Consider the following 15,868-nt stretch of genomic DNA (forward strand, 5'->3'; position numbering starts at 1 on the left):
AGCACGTGGAACGAACGATGTGCCGGCATGGGCGGCAGGCACCGGCGCTTGCGGTCAGTGTGGAGCCACCGCGAAGCGCCACCGCCGCGGCCCCGTCGTCACGTATCACGTATACAGCGACGCCGGCGGCAATTCTCCCGTCAGCGCGAACCGGCCGACATCGCGCAGCCGGTAGTCGAGCGGATCGTGCAGCGTATGCGTGCGCGCATTCCGCCAGAAGCGATCGAGGCCGAGCGACGCGGCCGTCGCGCGTGCGCCGCATGCGTCGAACAGCGCCTCGCCGTTGTCGAGCGCCGCACGCTGCGCGACGATCTTCGCTTCCGATACCGCGAGCGCGACTTCCGCGCGTTCGTCGGCCGTCAGCGCGTCCTGCCGCGCCCACGCGCGCTGCAATGCATCGGCCGCGCGATCGGCCAATGCCGCGGCGGCAACCGCACGCACGCGCATGTCGCCGAAGCGCTGCAGCGTGTACGGATCGTCCTCGGCCCGCTCGACGTCCGAGTGAATCCACGGCCGGCCATGCTTCAGCACATAATCGCGTGCCTCAGCCAACGCGCCTTCCGCGAGCCCGACGAACAGGTTCGTCAGCACGAGTTGCGACACGAGCGTGCGCAGCGTCGCGCGCGGCGTCGGCGGCGTCTCGGAACGGTGCAGCACCTCGTCCGGCGCGAGCGTCACGCCGTCGAAGCGCACGCTGCCGCTGTCGGTCTGGCGCTGGCCGATCGGGTCCCAATCGTCGTTGACCGCGATCCCCGGGCGATCGGTCGGCACCACGCCGAACACGGTGCGGCCGGTTTCCGGATCGTGCGCGGACACCGTCATCCGCTGCGAGCCGCGCGTGCCCGAACAGAAGCCCTTCACGCCATCGAGCCGGTAGCCGCCGTCCGGCGTCGCGGTCGCAACGAGGCGCGTGTCGAGCGGATTGACCGCATTGCCCCACCACCAGCGCTGCTCGACCGTGCCGCGCAGATAACGTTCGCGCTGCGCGGCGCTGCCCCACACGTCGACGCTCACCACCTGCAGGCATTGAAACCCGACGAGATGCGCAAGCGCACTGTCGGCGCGCGCGATCTGCCGGATCGCGTCGTAGATCGCGGACCACGCGGCTTCCTGCCCGCCGAACGCGCGCGGCACCGCGAGCGTCAGCAGGCCCGCGTCGGCGAGCCACTGTTTCTCCTGCGCCGCGTGACCGCCCGCGCGGTCGCGTGCGGCGGCGGTTGCGTGCAGTTCGTCGATAACGCGTGCAAGTGCGTCCCGATCGATTGCTGGCACATCCGTTGCCGCGGCGAGCGTCGCCGGGCCGCGTGGATCGTTCATGCGACGGCTTCCTGTTCCTGGGTCGAGACGGCGTCCGACAACGGCACGAGTTTCCCGAGTTCGCGCCTGCCGGTCAACCGCGACAGGATCTCGCGCCGCCAGTCGTCGTAGATCGCGCGGTATTCGGCGATATCCGCGCCGAACACGTGCGCGGTATGCGCGTACTCGTCGTGCAGATAACCGTCGAGCCGCGCCTGCGTTTCCTCGTCGGCCGCGATCACGCGATCGATCAGCGCTTCGCGTTCCGCCGCCGGCAGCGCGGCGAGCTTGTCGAACCACCACTGGACGATCTGCACGCGATGCCATTCCTCGTCCGGTCGGATCCGGTTCTCGCCGTGCTCGCGCATCGCGCCGTCTCCGATCCGGCCGGTCTTGCGCTGGATCCACAGCTTCGCGAGGATGTGCAGCTCGTAATGCCATTCGAACGCGAGAAAACCAGCGACGTCGCGCACCGCGATATCGCCGATGCGCGCCCAGTGCGCGGCGACGAGCCGGTCGACTTCCGGCAGCGGATCGCGCCCCGTCAGTTCGGTCACGCGTTCGCGGCCGATCACCGCATGCGCGCCGTCGTCGCCGAGCTGGCGCGACAGGATCAGCTGGAAATGCGGATCGTCGCGGAACAGCGTGTCGATCGCCTTCGCGACGACCTGCACGATGAACAGGTCGTGCGACGCCATCTTCGTGTAGTAGTCGGCGACGGCGGCCAGCTCGTCCGCGTTGGCCGGCTCGCGCGGCGGCGTGGCGAGTTTGTCTGGGAAGCCGGGGCGATGGCGTCGCGCCACGTCGAGAAACAGCGCTTCCTCGAATTGTCCGTTCCATTCGCGCGGCGCGCCGATGGGCAAGGTCATGGGTATTGTTCTCTCAGGGTCATGAATGAAGCGAGCAGACGCTCGTGGCGTCGCTCAGGTACGCCGGGTCACACGTCGGACCAGACGGTCGCCCGTGATTTGCACGGCCGAAACGAGTACGATCAGGATCACGATCACGGTCGCCATGACGGTGGTGTCGAAACGCTGATAGCCGTAGCGGATCGCGAGATCGCCGAGCCCGCCCGCACCGACGGCGCCCGCCATCGCGGTCGAGCCGATCAGCGCGACGACGGTGATCGTGAAGCCGCCGAGCATGCCGGGCAGCGCTTCGGGCAGCAGCACGTGCCACACGATGTGGCGGCGCTTCGCGCCCATCGCGAGCGCGGCCTCGATCAGCCCGCGATCGACTTCGCGCAGGCTCACCTCGGCGATCCGCGCGAAGAACGGGATCGCGGCGATCGACAGCGGCACGACGGCCGCCCATACGCCGATCGTCGTGCCGATCAGCACGCGCGTGAACGGCAGCAGCGCGACGAGCAGGATGATGAACGGCGTCGAACGGAACACGTTGACGAGCGCGCCGAGCACCGCGTTCACGCCGCGTCGCGCGTAGATGCCGCCGGGCGCGGTCGTCACGAGGATCACCGCAAGCGGGATGCCGATCAGCGCCGCGATCGCGGCCGATGCGGCGACCATCGACAGCGTGTCGCGGATCGCGTCGAGCAGTTCGGGCCACCAGAGCTCAAACATAGCCGAGCACCTCCGCGTGATTCGCGTGGCGGCGCGCGCGTTCGAGCAGCGCGGCAACCGCGCCGCCGCGTGCCGGCGACTGGCCGGCGTCATCCACGCGCGGCGCGGCCGCGATCACGAGCCGCCCTTGCGCATGCCCCTGGATGCACTCGATCCCGCCGTGCAGGAAACGCACGGAGCCGCCGAGCGCCGCCGCGAGCGCGCCGACGTCCGGCTCGCCGCCGCTCTCGCCCGTATAACGAACGTCGAGCACGACCTGCGCACCGTCCGGCAATGCGGCCTGCTCGGGCAGCGGCCGCACGCGCGCGGCCAGCTCGGCCGGCAGGTCGTGCACCAGCGTGCTGAGCAGCGCGCGCGTCGCGCCGTGGCGCGGATCGCCGAACACGCGCCACACGGGGCCCGTTTCGACGACTTCGCCCTGTTCGATCACCGCGATCGTGTCGCACACCGCGCGGATCACTTCCATCTCGTGCGTGATCAGCACGATCGTCAGCCCGAGGCGGCGGTTGATGTCGGCGAGCAGCGCGAGGATCGACTGCGTCGTCTCGGGATCGAGCGCCGACGTCGCCTCGTCGCACAGCAGCACCTCGGGATCGTGCACGAGCGCGCGGGCAATGCCGACGCGCTGCTTCTGCCCGCCCGACAGGCTCGCCGGATACGCGTCGCGCTTCGCGGTCAGCCCGACGAGTTCGAGCAGCGCGTCGGCCTTGCGCACGCGCTCGGCCTTCGGCACGCCGGCGATCTTCAGCGGCAGCGCGACGTTCTCGAATACCGTTTTCGCGGACAGCAGGTTGAAATGCTGGAACACCATGCCGGTGCGGCGGCGTAGCGCGACAAGCCCGTCCTCGTCGAGCGCGCCGACGTCGACGCCCTGCACGCGCACGCGGCCCGAGCTCGGCCGTTCGAGGCCGTTCAGGAGCCGCAGCAGCGTCGACTTCCCGGCGCCGCTGCGGCCGATGATCCCGAACACCTCGCCGCGCCGCACGTCGAGCGTCACGTCGCGCAGCGCGGCGGCCTGGCCGCGCGGCGTCGCGAACACCTTGCCGACCTGCTCCAGCGACACGGCCACGCCATCGGCCGGCGCAGCCGTCGTCTCATGCACCGTTGCTGCGGCGCCGGCGCGCGCGGCCGAGGCGTCGATGAAACCCAGCGTATCGAACAATTGCGTCATCGCTTCGCTCCGTCACGTTCAGGCGTGCGCGGGATGCGCGGGTTCGGGCACGGCGGCCGGCCGGTGCTGCGCGCCGGTGTGCCACGCAGGCAGGCGCGCACCCGCGCCGAACAGTTTCTCGCGCAGCGTCGGCGCGGGATCGTAGTCTTCCTTGTAGACGCCGCGGTTCTGCAGCTCGGGCACGACCCAGTCGACGAAATCCTCGAACGACTCGGGCATCACGGTGCGCGTCAGGTTGAAGCCGTCGATGCCGGTCTCGTCGATCCATGACTGCAGCTCGTCCGCGACCTGCGACGGCGAACCGACGATCGGCGCATACCGGCCGCCGAGCGACATCTGTTCGAGCATCCGGCGCACGGTCCACGTGCCGGTCGTGCTCTTGCGCGAGATCGCGTCGACGGCCGACTGGATCGAATCGGTCTTCACGTACGAGATCGGTTCGTCGAGACCGTACTTCGCGAAGTCGATGCCGGTCGAACTCGCGAAATGCGCGAGGCCGGCTTCGGGGCTCGCGTAGCGCCGGTATTCGTCGAATTTTTCGCGCGCGAGCCGCTCGGTCTCGGCCGTCACGACACTCACGCCCGCGAAGATCCGGATCGACGCCGGGTCGCGCCCCTGCCGCGCGGCGGCCGCGCGGATGTCGAGCGCGGCCGCGCGCGCGGCGGCCTTGCTCTGCCCGTTGACGAACACGCATTCCGCATGCCGGCCCGCGAACTCGACGCCGCGCGCGGACGAACCGGCCTGGTACAGCACCGGCGTGCGCTGCAGCGACGGCTCGCTCAGGTGGATCGCGTCGACCGAATAGAACGGCCCGTCGTGCTTCACGCGCCGCACCTTGCCCGGCTGCGCGAACACGCGTGCCTGTGCATCGCGGATCACCGCATCGTCGTCCCAGCTTTGTTCCCACAGCTTGTAGACGACGTCCATGTAGTCGTCCGCGCGCTCGTAGCGGTCGTCGTGGCCGATCTGCTGCGCGAGGCCCATCCCGCGCGCGGCGCTGTCGAGATAACCGGTGACGATGTTCCAGCCCACCCGCCCCTTCGTCAGGTGGTCGAGCGTCGACATGCGGCGCGCGAACAGGTAAGGCGGCTCGTAGGTCAGGTTCGCGGTCACGCCGAAGCCGAGATGCCGCGTGACCTGCGCCATCGCGGGCACGAGCAGCAACGGATCGTTGACGGGCACCTGCACCGATTCGCGCAGCGCGGCGTCGGGGCCGCCGCCGAACACGTCGTACACGCCGACGATGTCCGCGAGAAAGATTCCGTCGAACTTGCCGCGTTCGAGCGTCTTCGCGAGATCGGCCCAGTAGTCGAGATCGGTGTAGTGCGCGGAGCGGTCGCGCGGATGCGTCCACAGCCCGTGGTTGATGTGCCCGACGCAGTTCATGTTGAATGCGTTGAGCAGGATCTTCTTCCGGTTCGCCGTCGTCATGTGCGCCTCCGTCACCACGCGATCGCGTACAGCGAGCCGAACGCGTTGTCGAGCGCCTTGCGCACGGCCGGAGAGTGCTGGTAGATCGCGATGAACTTGCGGATGCGCGGGTCGTTCACGCTGTCGGGCCGCACGACCCACTGGATCGCGAAGATCTTGTTCTCGGTGCCGTCGAACAGCAGCGCGCTGTTCGGGTCGGTCGTGCCGGCGAGCTTGATGAAGCTCGGGTAGCCCTGCGCGAGATCGACGTCGTCGAGCGAACGCGCGAGCTGCGACGCTTCGAGCGGAATGATCTTCAGGTGCTTCGGGTTGGACACGATGTCGTGCGTCGTCGCGCGATAGTCGGCGCCCGGCTTCAGCGCGATCAGGCCCGCGCGCTGCAGCAGCAACAGCCCGCGCCCGCCGTTCACCGGATCGTTCGCGATCGCGACGCGCGCGCCGTCCTTCAGCTCGGCAAAGCTTTTCACCTTCTTCGAGTAGAGGCCGATCTTCATGATCGTGCCGGGCGCGATCGACACGAAGTTGTAGCCGCCCTGCTTGTTCGCGTTCTCGAGAAACGGGATGTGCTGGAAGTAGTTGACGTCGATGTCCTTGTTCGCGAGCGCCGCGTTCGGCGTATTCCAGTCGGTGAACTCGACGATCTTCACGTCGAGCCCCTGCGCCTTCGCCTCCTTCGCGGCGATCTTCAGCGCCTCGATCTGCGGGCTGGTCGAGATGCCGACCTTCAGCTGCGCGGTGTCGGCGCGCGCGCCGTTCAGCAGCCCGACGCCGAACAACCCGGCGAGCAGCGCGGCCGCCAGCAGGCGGGCCGGCCGCGCGAAGCGGCCGGAGGAAAAGCGGGCGGAAAAAACGGCATGCAGCATGGAACCACTCTCCTGTCCAAAGACGGTATCGACGGATGAGCGACGCCGCGGCGAACGCGCGGGCGTTCTCCGGACAGTCGTCGTCGCATCGGAAAAGGATCAGCCGATGATAGAGAGCGGCGAGGGGGCGGTCTACGAAGCGATTGTGCGAAGAAAATCGCGCGCGGCGATATGGCGGGTGATCGGGGCGCGGCGATACGGGGCGCGTACAGGGCGAGATCGGGGCGCGGCCGGGCTGACCGTGCGCCTGACGCGCCATCCAGCCGAAATCTCGGCCTGCCCGCCGCACGAATTCCGAAATCTCGGAACAGCCTCCGCGCGGCCCTTTCCGCAGACGATACAAATTCCTTATGAATCAACGATCTGCAAGCACGCCTGCAGGCCTGCGCCTTGGCACGGAGGTTGCGTAATAGTCGGCACACGATGCCGCGAAGCAAAGCAGGCATTCCAACATCAGGAGACACGTCTTGCAGACCTCTATCCATACCCCGTCCCATCCCGAGCCGATTGCCGAAGCCGGCCCCGCCACACGCGCACGCTTCTGGCCGGAAGGCTGGTGGAAGCTGATGGAAATCCGCATCGGCATCATCCCGCTGCCGGTCTACGTGATCCTGCTCGGGCTGATCGTCGGCTTCGCGGTGACGGGCAAGGTGCCCGGCGAAATCTCGATGGCGATCGCCGTGCTCGCGTTCTTCGGCTTCACGTGCGCCGAACTCGGCAAGCGCCTGCCGCTGCTGCGCAACATCGGCGCGGCCGCGATCTTCGCGACCTTCGTGCCGTCGGCGCTCACTTACTACCACCTGCTGCCGAAGCCAGTGCTGAACCTGACGGTCGAATTCACGAAGTCGACCAACTTCCTGTACCTGTTCATCGCGTCGATCATCGTCGGCAGCATCCTGAGCATGGATCGCCGCGTGCTGATCCAGGGCTTCGTGAAGATCTTCATCCCGCTCGCGGCCGGCTCGGTCGCCGCGGCGATCGTCGGCACGGCGGTGGGTACCGCGCTCGGCCTCGGCGCGCGCCACACGCTGCTGTACATCGTCGTGCCGATCATGGCCGGCGGCGTCGGCGAAGGCGCGATTCCGCTGTCGATCGGCTATTCGGAACTGATGCACCTGCCGCAAGGCGAGATGTTCGCGATGGTGCTGCCGCCGGTGATGCTCGGCAGCCTGACCGCGATCATCCTGTCGGGTGCGCTCGACATGCTCGGCAAGCGCCTGCCGCACCTGACCGGCAACGGCCGCCTGCAGGTCGGCGAATCCGGCGACATGACGCCGGAAAACGAAGAAATCCGCGGCCACGTCGACGTCACGCACATCGCGGGCGCCGGCATCACGGCGATCACGCTGTACCTCGTCGGCCTGATGGCGCACAAGCTGTTCGGCCTGCCCGCACCGGTCGCGATGCTGTTCCTCGCGGTGCTCGTGAAGCTCGCGCGCGCGGTGTCGCCGCCGCTGCAGGAAGGCGCGTTCGTCGTCTACAAGTTCTTCTCGACCGCCGTCACGTATCCGCTGCTGTTCGCGATCGGCGTCGCGATGACGCCGTGGGACAAGCTGACCGCCGCGTTCACGATCGTCAACGTCGTGACCATCGTGTCGACCGTCGCGACGCTGATGGGCACCGGTTTCGTGGTCGGCCGCCTGATGAAGATGTACCCTATCGACACCGCAATCGTGAACGCGTGCCATAGCGGGCAAGGCGGCACCGGCGACGTCGCGATCCTGACCGCCGCGAACCGGATGCAGTTGATGCCGTTCGCGCAGATCGCGACGCGGATCGGCGGCGCGATCGTCGTCACGGTCACGCTGATCCTGGTCGCGCACTTCGGGTGACGCACCGCCGCGCGCACCGTCGCGCAGGCCGCTTCGCACGCGCCGCTGCCGGCGCGCGGCGCGCGTCGTTAGGGCCGGCCGATTGCGGACGGCCGGTTGCGGACGGCCGGTAGCGGGCTTCGATGAGGGCGAACGTGCAGAAGAGCTTCAAGGGAATCCCGTGGTGGGGCTGGGCGTCGGCGGCCGTGCTGTATGTCGGCGTGGCCGGTGCGGCCGTCGATTTCGCGTGGGAACGCGCGATCGACGCGCTCGAGGAAACCGGCGCGCACCGGCTCGACCTGTATGCGTCGAGCCTGAAGAGCGAGCTCGGTCGCTTCGAGATCCTGCCCGGCCTGGTCGCGCGGCAGGACGGCGTACGCGCGATGCTGAAGGCCGCGCCGCACGACGCGCCCGATCTCGTGCACACGGTGAACACGTACCTCGAAGCCGTGAACCGCGACGCGGGCAGCGGCGCGGTCGACGTGATCGACCTGCAAGGCGAGGTGATCGCCGCCAGCAACTGGAACGAGACGCTCAGCTTCGTCGGCACCAACGTGTCGTACCGGCCGTACTTCAAGGACGCGCTCGCGCGCGGCAGCGGCCGCTTCTTCGGCATCGGCACCAACACGGGCGTGCCGGGCGTCTATTTCGCCAGCGCGGTGCGCGACGACGGCGTGCCGATCGGCGTGGCCGCCGTGAAGATCAGCGTCGATTCGCTCGAATCGGCCTGGCGCGCGCCGGGCGTCGCCGCGATGGTCGTCGACAGCAACGGCGTGGTCGTGATCTCGACCGAACCCGAATGGAAATTCACCGCGCTGCGCCCGATCACCGCGCAGCAGCAGCGCGACATCCAGGCGTCGCGGCAATACGCAGGCCGTACCGTCGACGCGCTGCCGTACCGCCGCATCGGCGACCGCAGCGCGGCCGCGTGGCTCGGCACGTTCCCCGATCCGCGCCGCGCCGGCCACAACACACGCTATCTGGTGATGTCGCGGCCCGCGCCGCAGGCCGGCGATTCGCTGATGGTGCTGCTCGACATCGCGGGCGCGCGGCGCCAGCAGCAGACGGCGTTCGTGTTCGTCACGGGCGCGTTCCTGATCGCCGCGCTGCTGGCCGGCTACGCGATCCAGCGCCGCCGCGCGATCGTCGCAAGGCTGAATGCGCAGGACGCGCTGCGCCGCGCGAACGACCGGCTCGAGCTGACCGTCGCGCAGCGCACGGCCGCGCTGACGGCCGCGAACGAGCAGATGCAGCGCGAGATCGTCGAGCGCGAGCGCACCGAGCAGCGGCTGCGCGATTCGCAGCAGGAAGTCGTGCACGCGGGCAAGCTCGCGGTGCTCGGGCAGATGGCCGCCGGCCTCACGCACGAGCTGAACCAGCCGCTCGTCGCGATCCGCACGCTGTGCGACAACGCGCGCACGTTCTTCGCGCGCGGCCAGCCGGCGCAGGCCGATGCCAATCTCGAACGGATCGGCAAGCTCGTCGACAGCATGGCGGTGCTCACCGGCGAGTTGAAAACCTTCGCGCGCAAGCCCGACGTCGAGCGCGTCGCGGTGTCGCTGAACGAGGCCGTCGCACATGCGCGGCTCATCTACGACGCGCGGATCCGCGACGAAGGCGTGCGGCTCGACGTGCACATCGCGCCCGGCACGGCGGTGTCGGCCGAATCGAGCCAGTTGCAGCAGGTGATCGTGAACCTGCTCGGCAACGCGCTCGACGCGGTGCACGATGCGCCCGTGCGCCGCATCGTCATCGAGGCGGCCGACGCGGACGAAGCCGGCCGCGTGCGCTTCACGATCGCCGACAGCGGCGCCGGCATCGCGCCCGACGTGCTGCCGCACCTGTTCGAGCCGTTCGTCACGACCAAGCCGCGCGGCCAGGGCCTCGGGCTCGGCCTCGCGATCACGTCGCGCATCGTCGAGGCGTTCGGCGCGAAGATCGCCGCGACGAACCGCGACGAAGGCGGCGCGCAGTTCAGTATCGAATTCGCGGCGGCGACGCTGCAAAGGACAGAGCATGGAAGATGAGATTCGGGTGCTGGTCGTCGAGGACGATGAAAACGTCCGGATCGGCGTCGAGCAGGCCGTCGCGCTCGCCGGGTTCCCGGTCGACGCGTTCGCGTCGGCCGCCGACGCGCTCGCGCACGTCGCGCCCGGCGCGCCGGTGGTGATCGTGTCGGACGTGCGGATGCCGGGCATCGACGGGCTGCAGTTGCTCGACCGCGTGATGGCCGTCGATGCGCAGATCCCGGTCGTGCTGATCAGCGGCCACGCGGATATCTCGACGGCCGTCGGCGCGATGCAGGTCGGCGCGTACGACTTCATCGAGAAGCCGTTCTCGTCGGACGTGATCGCCGGCCGCGTCGCGCGCGCGGTCGAGAAGCGCCGCCTGACGCTCGAAGTGCAGGGGCTGCGCGCGGCGCTCAACAACTGGCAGGGCATCGAAGCGTACGTGCTCGGCAAGTCGCCCGCGATGGCCGACGTGCGCAAGAAGATCCTGCGCCTCGCCGATACGTCGGTGTCGGTGCTGATCACCGGCGAAACGGGCACCGGCAAGGAACTGATCGCGCGCAGCCTGCACGACTTCGGCGGCCGGCGCGATGCACATTTCGTCGCGCTGAACTGCGGCGGCCTGCCTGAGCAGATCTTCGAGAGCGAACTGTTCGGCCACGAGGCCGGCGCGTTCACCGGCGCGATCAAGAAGCGCATCGGCAAGATCGAATGGGCGCATGGCGGCACGCTGTTCCTCGACGAAATCGAGACGATGCCGATTTCGCTGCAGATCAAGATGCTGCGCGTGCTTCAGGAGCGCGTGGTCGAGCGGCTCGGCGCGAACGAGCTGATTCCGGTCGACTGCCGCGTGGTTGCCGCATCGAAGGCCGATCTCGCCGAACTCGCAGCCGACGGGCGCTTTCGCGCGGATCTGCTGTATCGCCTCAACGTCGCGCAGATCGAGCTGCCGCCGCTGCGCGAGCGGCGCGAGGACGTGCCGCTGCTGTTCGAGCATTTCGTGCTCGCGGCCGCGCGGCGCTTCGGGCAGCCTGCGCCGGTCGTCACGGCTGCGCAGGTGTCCGAACTGATGACGCACGCGTGGCCCGGCAACGTGCGCGAGCTGCAGAACGTGGCCGACCGCTTCGTGCTCGGGCTGACCGGCGACAGCCTGCTGACGTCGGGCGGCGCACCCGCCGTGGGCGGCACGCTTGCGGAACAGCTCGCGTATTTCGAACGGATGCTGATCGAGGACATGCTGCAGCGTCACCACGGCAACGTTGCGGACGCAAGCGTCGCGCTCGGCATGCCGAAGAAGACGCTCTATCACAAGCTGCGCAACCTGCGGATTCCCGCGCGCGGCGACGCGGCGGCCGACGGCGGCGAATGACGCGAACGAGGACACGCACCACAGCATGAATCGCATCGAAGTCACCGAACACGGCCGCCTCATTGGCCAAACCCGCGGCCACCTGATCCGCGGCGTCACGCGCGCGCAGAAGACCTTCCGCCCGAGCGACTGGCCCGAACGCCTCGCGGGCGTCATCACGTTGTTCGTCGGCGAACGGCGTCCCGGCTATCCGTGCGCGCTGTCGCGGCTCGCGATGCCGGTCGTCGACGGCGGCATCAAATGCCTGTTCGTGTCGGACGAATTGCGCGACGTATGCGCGGACGCGTTCGACTTCGCGATGCAGTTCGCGGCCGATAACGACCTTCCCGTCGAGCTTCAGACTGCGCCTGCGTTGGCGGTGCGGTGACGCGCAGAGCCCCCTGCCTCCCCTCTTTTCCGGTGCGTTTGCGCGTGCGCGCAGGCCACCGCACGCCCTTCCTCCGCCGAAATCAATCGTCAGATGATTGAAGGCTTCGATGCATGACCACGCTCTGACAAGGGTTTTCAGCCGAGCCATCAATAAAATTGATCGTCACGATGAAAATTATGCGTTTTCCTTGCAGGTCGCCGTGATGCATAGTTGCGTCGTGTTGACGCACCTTTGAGTCTTTCAGTCATGAACATGCGAATCGAGCCGTCCGTGCTCGCGAACCCCGACCTGCAATTTGCGACGCTTTCGTCAGGCATCAGCCTGCCGTATGTCGAGCGGGGCAGCGGCGCGCCGATGGTGTTCGTGCACGGCTCGCTGTGCGACTACCGCTACTGGGATCCGCAGCTTGCATCGCTGTCGGCCCACTACCGCTGCATCGCGCCGAGCCTCAGCCACTACTGGCCGGCCGTCGAAGCAGGCATCCAGGACGAGTTCAGCTGGCAGAACCACGTCGACGAGCTCGCCGAATTCATCGACGCGCTCGATCTCGGCCCCGTGCATCTGGTCGGTCATTCGCGCGGCGGCAGCGTCGCGTTCAACGTCGCACGCCAGCATCCGCAGCTCGTCGACACGCTGACGCTCGCTGATCCGGGCGGCCCGCTGCAGCAGCAGGGCGTGCGCGAAGCCGCGCTGCCGGCTGCCGCGATCGCGCTGCGCACGCAGGCCGTGAACCTGATCGGGCAAGGCGACGTCGAGTCCGGCCTCGAGATGTTCGTCGATTCGGTGAGCCTGCCCGGCGCATGGAAAAAGAGCACGTCGCGCTTCCGCACGATGGCGATCGACAACGCGAGCACGCTGCCGAAGCAGTTGCGCGATCCGCTGCCCGCGTATTCGCAGCACACGGCCGGCGATATCGCATGCCGCACGCTGCTGATCGACGGCCAGCGCAGCCCGAAGATGTTCCGCAACAACGTCGACACGCTGTCGCAGTGGATCGGTGATGCGCAACGGCAGACCGTCGCCGGCGCGTCGCACGGGATGAATGCAGCGAGCCCCGCCGTGTTCAACCGCTACGTGCACGAGTTCATCGCCGCGTAAGTTCACGGGCGGCGTTCGTTCCGCCCGGTTCTCCTGCTTCATCCGGAAACGGTGCGGGCCCGCCCCGCATCGCTTTCCTGTCGCCCGCCGCACATCACCGGCGCATCCGCCGCGCGGATCCGGACACCTCTGAACGATCCACGTCCGCGTGCCGGACACCGGCGCGGCGCATTGCATCACGCAGCCGCGTCGGCCTTCCGCGTCACCGCATCCGGCAGCCCGAACACGCTGTCGAACGACCAGTTGTACACGAACGTGAAGATCGGGAAGAACACGATCAGCACCGCGTCGAACAGGAACGCCTGCACCAGCGACACGTCGAGCCACCATGCGATCAGCGGGATCAGGAACGTCACGAGCGCGACCTGGAAACCGACCGCGTGCAGCACGCGCCGCCCCACGGTGCGCGTCGTCGCCGCGCGCCGCCGCTCCCACGCCTCGAACGCGAGGTTGTACAGGAAATTGACGGTGACGCCCGTCGTCGAGATCATCACGCCCAGCAGGCCGCTCGTTTCGGCGCTCGCGCCGCTCAGCACGCCGAGCACCGTCGACGCGATCAGGATGCCGAGCACCTCGAACATCACGACGTAGACTATGCGTCGCTTCCAGCCTTGCATGAACATCCCCTTCGAATCGAACAAGGTGGCGAGACTAGCAGCGGGTACCCTGTCCGCCAAAGTCAGGTCCTTTCAATTTTTCTGACAGGAGGCCGCACGTGCTGACCAGCGACCACATCGACATGCTGCTGACCGTCATCGACAAAGGCTCGTTCTCGGCGGCCGCGCGCGCGCTCGGCCGCACGCCGTCGGCGGTCAGCATGGCGATCGCGAACCTCGAGGCCGAACTCGATCTCGTGCTGTTCGACCGCGGCACGCGCGAACCGACACCGACCGCTGCAATGGCCGCGCTGTTGCCCGATGCACGCTCGATCGCCGAACGGCTGCACGCGCTGCGCGCGCATGCGCAGCACCTGTCGGAAGGCGTCGAGGACACACTGCGGCTCGGGCTCGCGGCCGAACTCGACAGCGCGCCCGTCGCCCGCGCGCTGACGGCAGTCGCCGCGAAATATCCGGCGCTCGCGATCAGCATCGTCACGGCGCCGCAGGACGCGATCGTCGACGCGCTGCACCGCGGCGCCGTCGATCTGTGCGTCGCGTACGGCGGGCTCGACCTGCATCCGCAAGAACAGATCCATGCGCTGTGGACCGAAACGCTCATTGCGGTCGCCGCGCCGAGCCATCCGCTGATCGCCGAAGCCGCGCATCCTGAAGCGATCGAGCGGCTGTCTGGCTTCCGGCAGATCGTGATCGCCGATCCGGAGCGGCAGTTGACCGACGTGCGGCCCGTGATCGGCAACCGCACATGGAAGGTGACCGACATGGCCACCGCGATCGCGCTCGTGACAGCCGGTCACGGCTGGGCAAACCTGCCCGCATCGATGATCGGCCGGTATGTCACGGCCGGCGAACTCGCACCGCTCGCGTTCGCGAACATCCGCAACGGGCTGCCGCTGCCGGTGTACCTGCGGCGGCCGAAACACACTGGGCTCGGCAAGGCGGCGAGCGAACTGGTGCAGGCGCTGCGGGCTGCTGGCGAAACCACGTAACCGGTGCGGCGGCGATTGCCGCCGCACCGTCGGTCAACGCATGACGGATCGACCGTTAGTTGCAGTTACTGCGCAGCCGCGGCCGCACTCTGGATCGAATCGACGAGCGACGCGTTGTCGTAGCGTCGTCCGGCAATCCCCCATCCGCCGTCGACGGCATGGACGACATTCACCCACACTTGCGCCGGCGTCAGCCGCCCGCCGGCCCGGCGCAGCACGATCGCGGTCGCCCGTTCGACGAATTGCCGCTGCGTGTCGGGCGCCGCCAGCGCCACGGCGGGAAGCTTCAGTTCGACGAATGCGGCAGGCTCCGCGCGTCCACGCACGAAGGTCCGGTGCCGCGGCAGCACGTTGAGCGTGCCCACCACGTTCGGCGCCAGGAACGCATTCCCGGTCAACCCTTCGACATCCAGCAGCGCATCGGTCAGCTCGGCAAATACCGGCCCTTCGTCGTCCGGCGTGAAAACCCCTTCAGATACTGTTAGCGTGATCGGCATCGCACTTCCTCCTGGTCAGGTGATCGGAATCGTGACGTGATATAAATATCAGTCACTCTCTATACATTAGACACCGATCGCTCTCTTTGCAAGATAAAGAGCGATCGCTCTGAAGCGAGCCTGTCATGCGTTATTCCGTCGAGCACAAGCACGAAACCCGCGCGCGCATCCTCGATGCCGCGAGCCGATTGTTCCGTCAGGAGGGGTATGGCGGCTCCGGCATCGGTCCGCTGACGAAGGCGGCGGGCGTCACCAACGGCGCGTTCTACGGGCATTTCAAATCGAAGGGTGAAGCATTCCGCAGTGTCGTCCTCGCCGGCCTCGACCAGCTCCGACAAGGGGTCGCGACGTTCAAGGCCGAACATGGCGCGCGCTGGCGGCGCCCGTTCGTTTCGTTCTACCTCGGGCCGCGGCGCACCTGCGAACTCGGCGAAAGCTGTGCGCTGCCGAGCCTGTCCCCCGAAGTGATGCGCGCCGACGACGACACGCGCGACGCGTACGAACAGGCATTGCGGCAGATCGTCGACGAAGTATCGTCCGGACTGGGCGACACACCGGACGACGACCGAGCGATCGCATTCCTCGCGCTGCTTTCAGGCGGCGTCACGCTCGCGCGCGCGGTGCGCGACCCCGCGCTGGCGGAACGCATCGCCGATGCGGTCGGCCGGTACGCGGTGGTGATCGCGGAACGCACGGACGTGAAACCGGAGCAGCAGGCATAGCGGACGGCCGATGAACGGTCAATAAAAAACCCCGATCCGCGTCAT

Annotated in this window: 15 protein-coding genes; 7 read left to right on the forward strand and 8 right to left on the reverse strand. The window is 68.1% G+C overall.

The genetic code is table 11. The features are described 5' to 3' along the window. Positions 1-105: 105 nt before the first annotated feature. Genes GD429_RS21075 through GD429_RS21100 form a run of 6 tightly spaced genes read right to left on the reverse strand, consistent with a single transcriptional unit; the run spans position 106 to position 6,341 of the window. Positions 106-1,317, reverse strand: a complete 1,212-nt coding sequence (locus GD429_RS21075) for an acyl-CoA dehydrogenase family protein (protein WP_152859549.1) — start codon at positions 1,315-1,317, stop codon at positions 106-108. Next, positions 1,314-2,165 carry a hypothetical protein gene (locus GD429_RS21080; protein ID WP_152859551.1) on the reverse strand — a complete coding sequence of 284 codons (852 nt, stop codon included), beginning with the start codon at positions 2,163-2,165 and terminating at the stop codon, positions 1,314-1,316. Before GD429_RS21080 ends, GD429_RS21075 begins: the two co-directional genes overlap by 4 nt. 54 nt (positions 2,166-2,219) lie before the next feature. After that, positions 2,220-2,876, reverse strand: coding sequence for a methionine ABC transporter permease (locus tag GD429_RS21085; RefSeq protein WP_152859553.1), 657 nt, complete (start codon positions 2,874-2,876; stop codon positions 2,220-2,222). Next, positions 2,869-4,047 carry a methionine ABC transporter ATP-binding protein gene (locus GD429_RS21090; RefSeq protein ID WP_152859555.1) on the reverse strand — a complete coding sequence of 393 codons (1,179 nt, stop codon included), beginning with the start codon at positions 4,045-4,047 and terminating at the stop codon, positions 2,869-2,871. Before GD429_RS21090 ends, GD429_RS21085 begins: the two co-directional genes overlap by 8 nt. 18 nt (positions 4,048-4,065) lie before the next feature. Continuing rightward, a complete protein-coding gene (locus tag GD429_RS21095) occupies positions 4,066-5,478 on the reverse strand; it encodes an LLM class flavin-dependent oxidoreductase (protein WP_152859557.1) in 1,413 nt (470 codons plus the stop codon). 11 nt (positions 5,479-5,489) lie between these two features. Beyond that, positions 5,490-6,341 carry a MetQ/NlpA family ABC transporter substrate-binding protein gene (locus GD429_RS21100; RefSeq protein WP_152859559.1) on the reverse strand — a complete coding sequence of 284 codons (852 nt, stop codon included), beginning with the start codon at positions 6,339-6,341 and terminating at the stop codon, positions 5,490-5,492. A 467-nt stretch (positions 6,342-6,808) separates the two neighbouring features. On the opposite strand from GD429_RS21100, the gene GD429_RS21110 reads away from it, so the two are divergent. From GD429_RS21110 to GD429_RS21130, 5 genes are all read left to right on the forward strand, one after another. Beyond that, positions 6,809-8,173, forward strand: coding sequence for a 2-hydroxycarboxylate transporter family protein (locus tag GD429_RS21110; RefSeq protein ID WP_152859563.1), 1,365 nt, complete (start codon positions 6,809-6,811; stop codon positions 8,171-8,173). A gap of 122 nt (positions 8,174-8,295) precedes the next feature. Beyond that, positions 8,296-10,179 carry a sensor histidine kinase gene (locus GD429_RS21115; RefSeq protein WP_152859565.1) on the forward strand — a complete coding sequence of 628 codons (1,884 nt, stop codon included), beginning with the start codon at positions 8,296-8,298 and terminating at the stop codon, positions 10,177-10,179. Beyond that, positions 10,169-11,530, forward strand: a complete 1,362-nt coding sequence (locus GD429_RS21120; protein ID WP_152859567.1) for a sigma-54-dependent transcriptional regulator — start codon at positions 10,169-10,171, stop codon at positions 11,528-11,530. Before GD429_RS21115 ends, GD429_RS21120 begins: the two co-directional genes overlap by 11 nt. Before the next feature lie 25 nt (positions 11,531-11,555). After that, positions 11,556-11,897, forward strand: coding sequence for a DUF3579 domain-containing protein (locus tag GD429_RS21125; protein WP_152859568.1), 342 nt, complete (start codon positions 11,556-11,558; stop codon positions 11,895-11,897). Positions 11,898-12,146: 249 nt separating this feature from the next. Continuing rightward, positions 12,147-12,998, forward strand: coding sequence for an alpha/beta fold hydrolase (locus tag GD429_RS21130; protein WP_152859570.1), 852 nt, complete (start codon positions 12,147-12,149; stop codon positions 12,996-12,998). 176 nt (positions 12,999-13,174) lie between these two features. Here the strand turns inward: GD429_RS21130 and GD429_RS21135 are convergent, their stop codons facing one another. Continuing rightward, positions 13,175-13,615 carry a PACE efflux transporter gene (locus tag GD429_RS21135; protein WP_034181836.1) on the reverse strand — a complete coding sequence of 147 codons (441 nt, stop codon included), beginning with the start codon at positions 13,613-13,615 and terminating at the stop codon, positions 13,175-13,177. A gap of 98 nt (positions 13,616-13,713) precedes the next feature. Here GD429_RS21135 and GD429_RS21140 point away from each other — a divergent pair, with 98 nt between their 5' ends. After that, positions 13,714-14,604 (forward strand): LysR family transcriptional regulator, encoded by an 891-nt coding sequence (locus GD429_RS21140; protein WP_321574751.1) that lies wholly within the window; start codon positions 13,714-13,716, stop codon positions 14,602-14,604. A 65-nt stretch (positions 14,605-14,669) separates the two neighbouring features. Here the strand turns inward: GD429_RS21140 and GD429_RS21145 are convergent, their stop codons facing one another. Next, a complete protein-coding gene (locus tag GD429_RS21145) occupies positions 14,670-15,101 on the reverse strand; it encodes a Tautomerase enzyme (protein WP_152859572.1) in 432 nt (143 codons plus the stop codon). A 125-nt stretch (positions 15,102-15,226) separates the two neighbouring features. On the opposite strand from GD429_RS21145, the gene GD429_RS21150 reads away from it, so the two are divergent. After that, the gene (locus tag GD429_RS21150; RefSeq protein WP_152859574.1) at positions 15,227-15,823 is read left to right on the forward strand and encodes a TetR/AcrR family transcriptional regulator; all 597 of its coding nucleotides are present in this window, start codon (positions 15,227-15,229) and stop codon (positions 15,821-15,823) included. Positions 15,824-15,868 lie beyond the last annotated feature (45 nt).

This window comes from Burkholderia sp. BE17, from assembly GCF_009362305.1.
GTDB lineage: Bacteria > Pseudomonadota > Gammaproteobacteria > Burkholderiales > Burkholderiaceae > Burkholderia > Burkholderia pyrrocinia_C.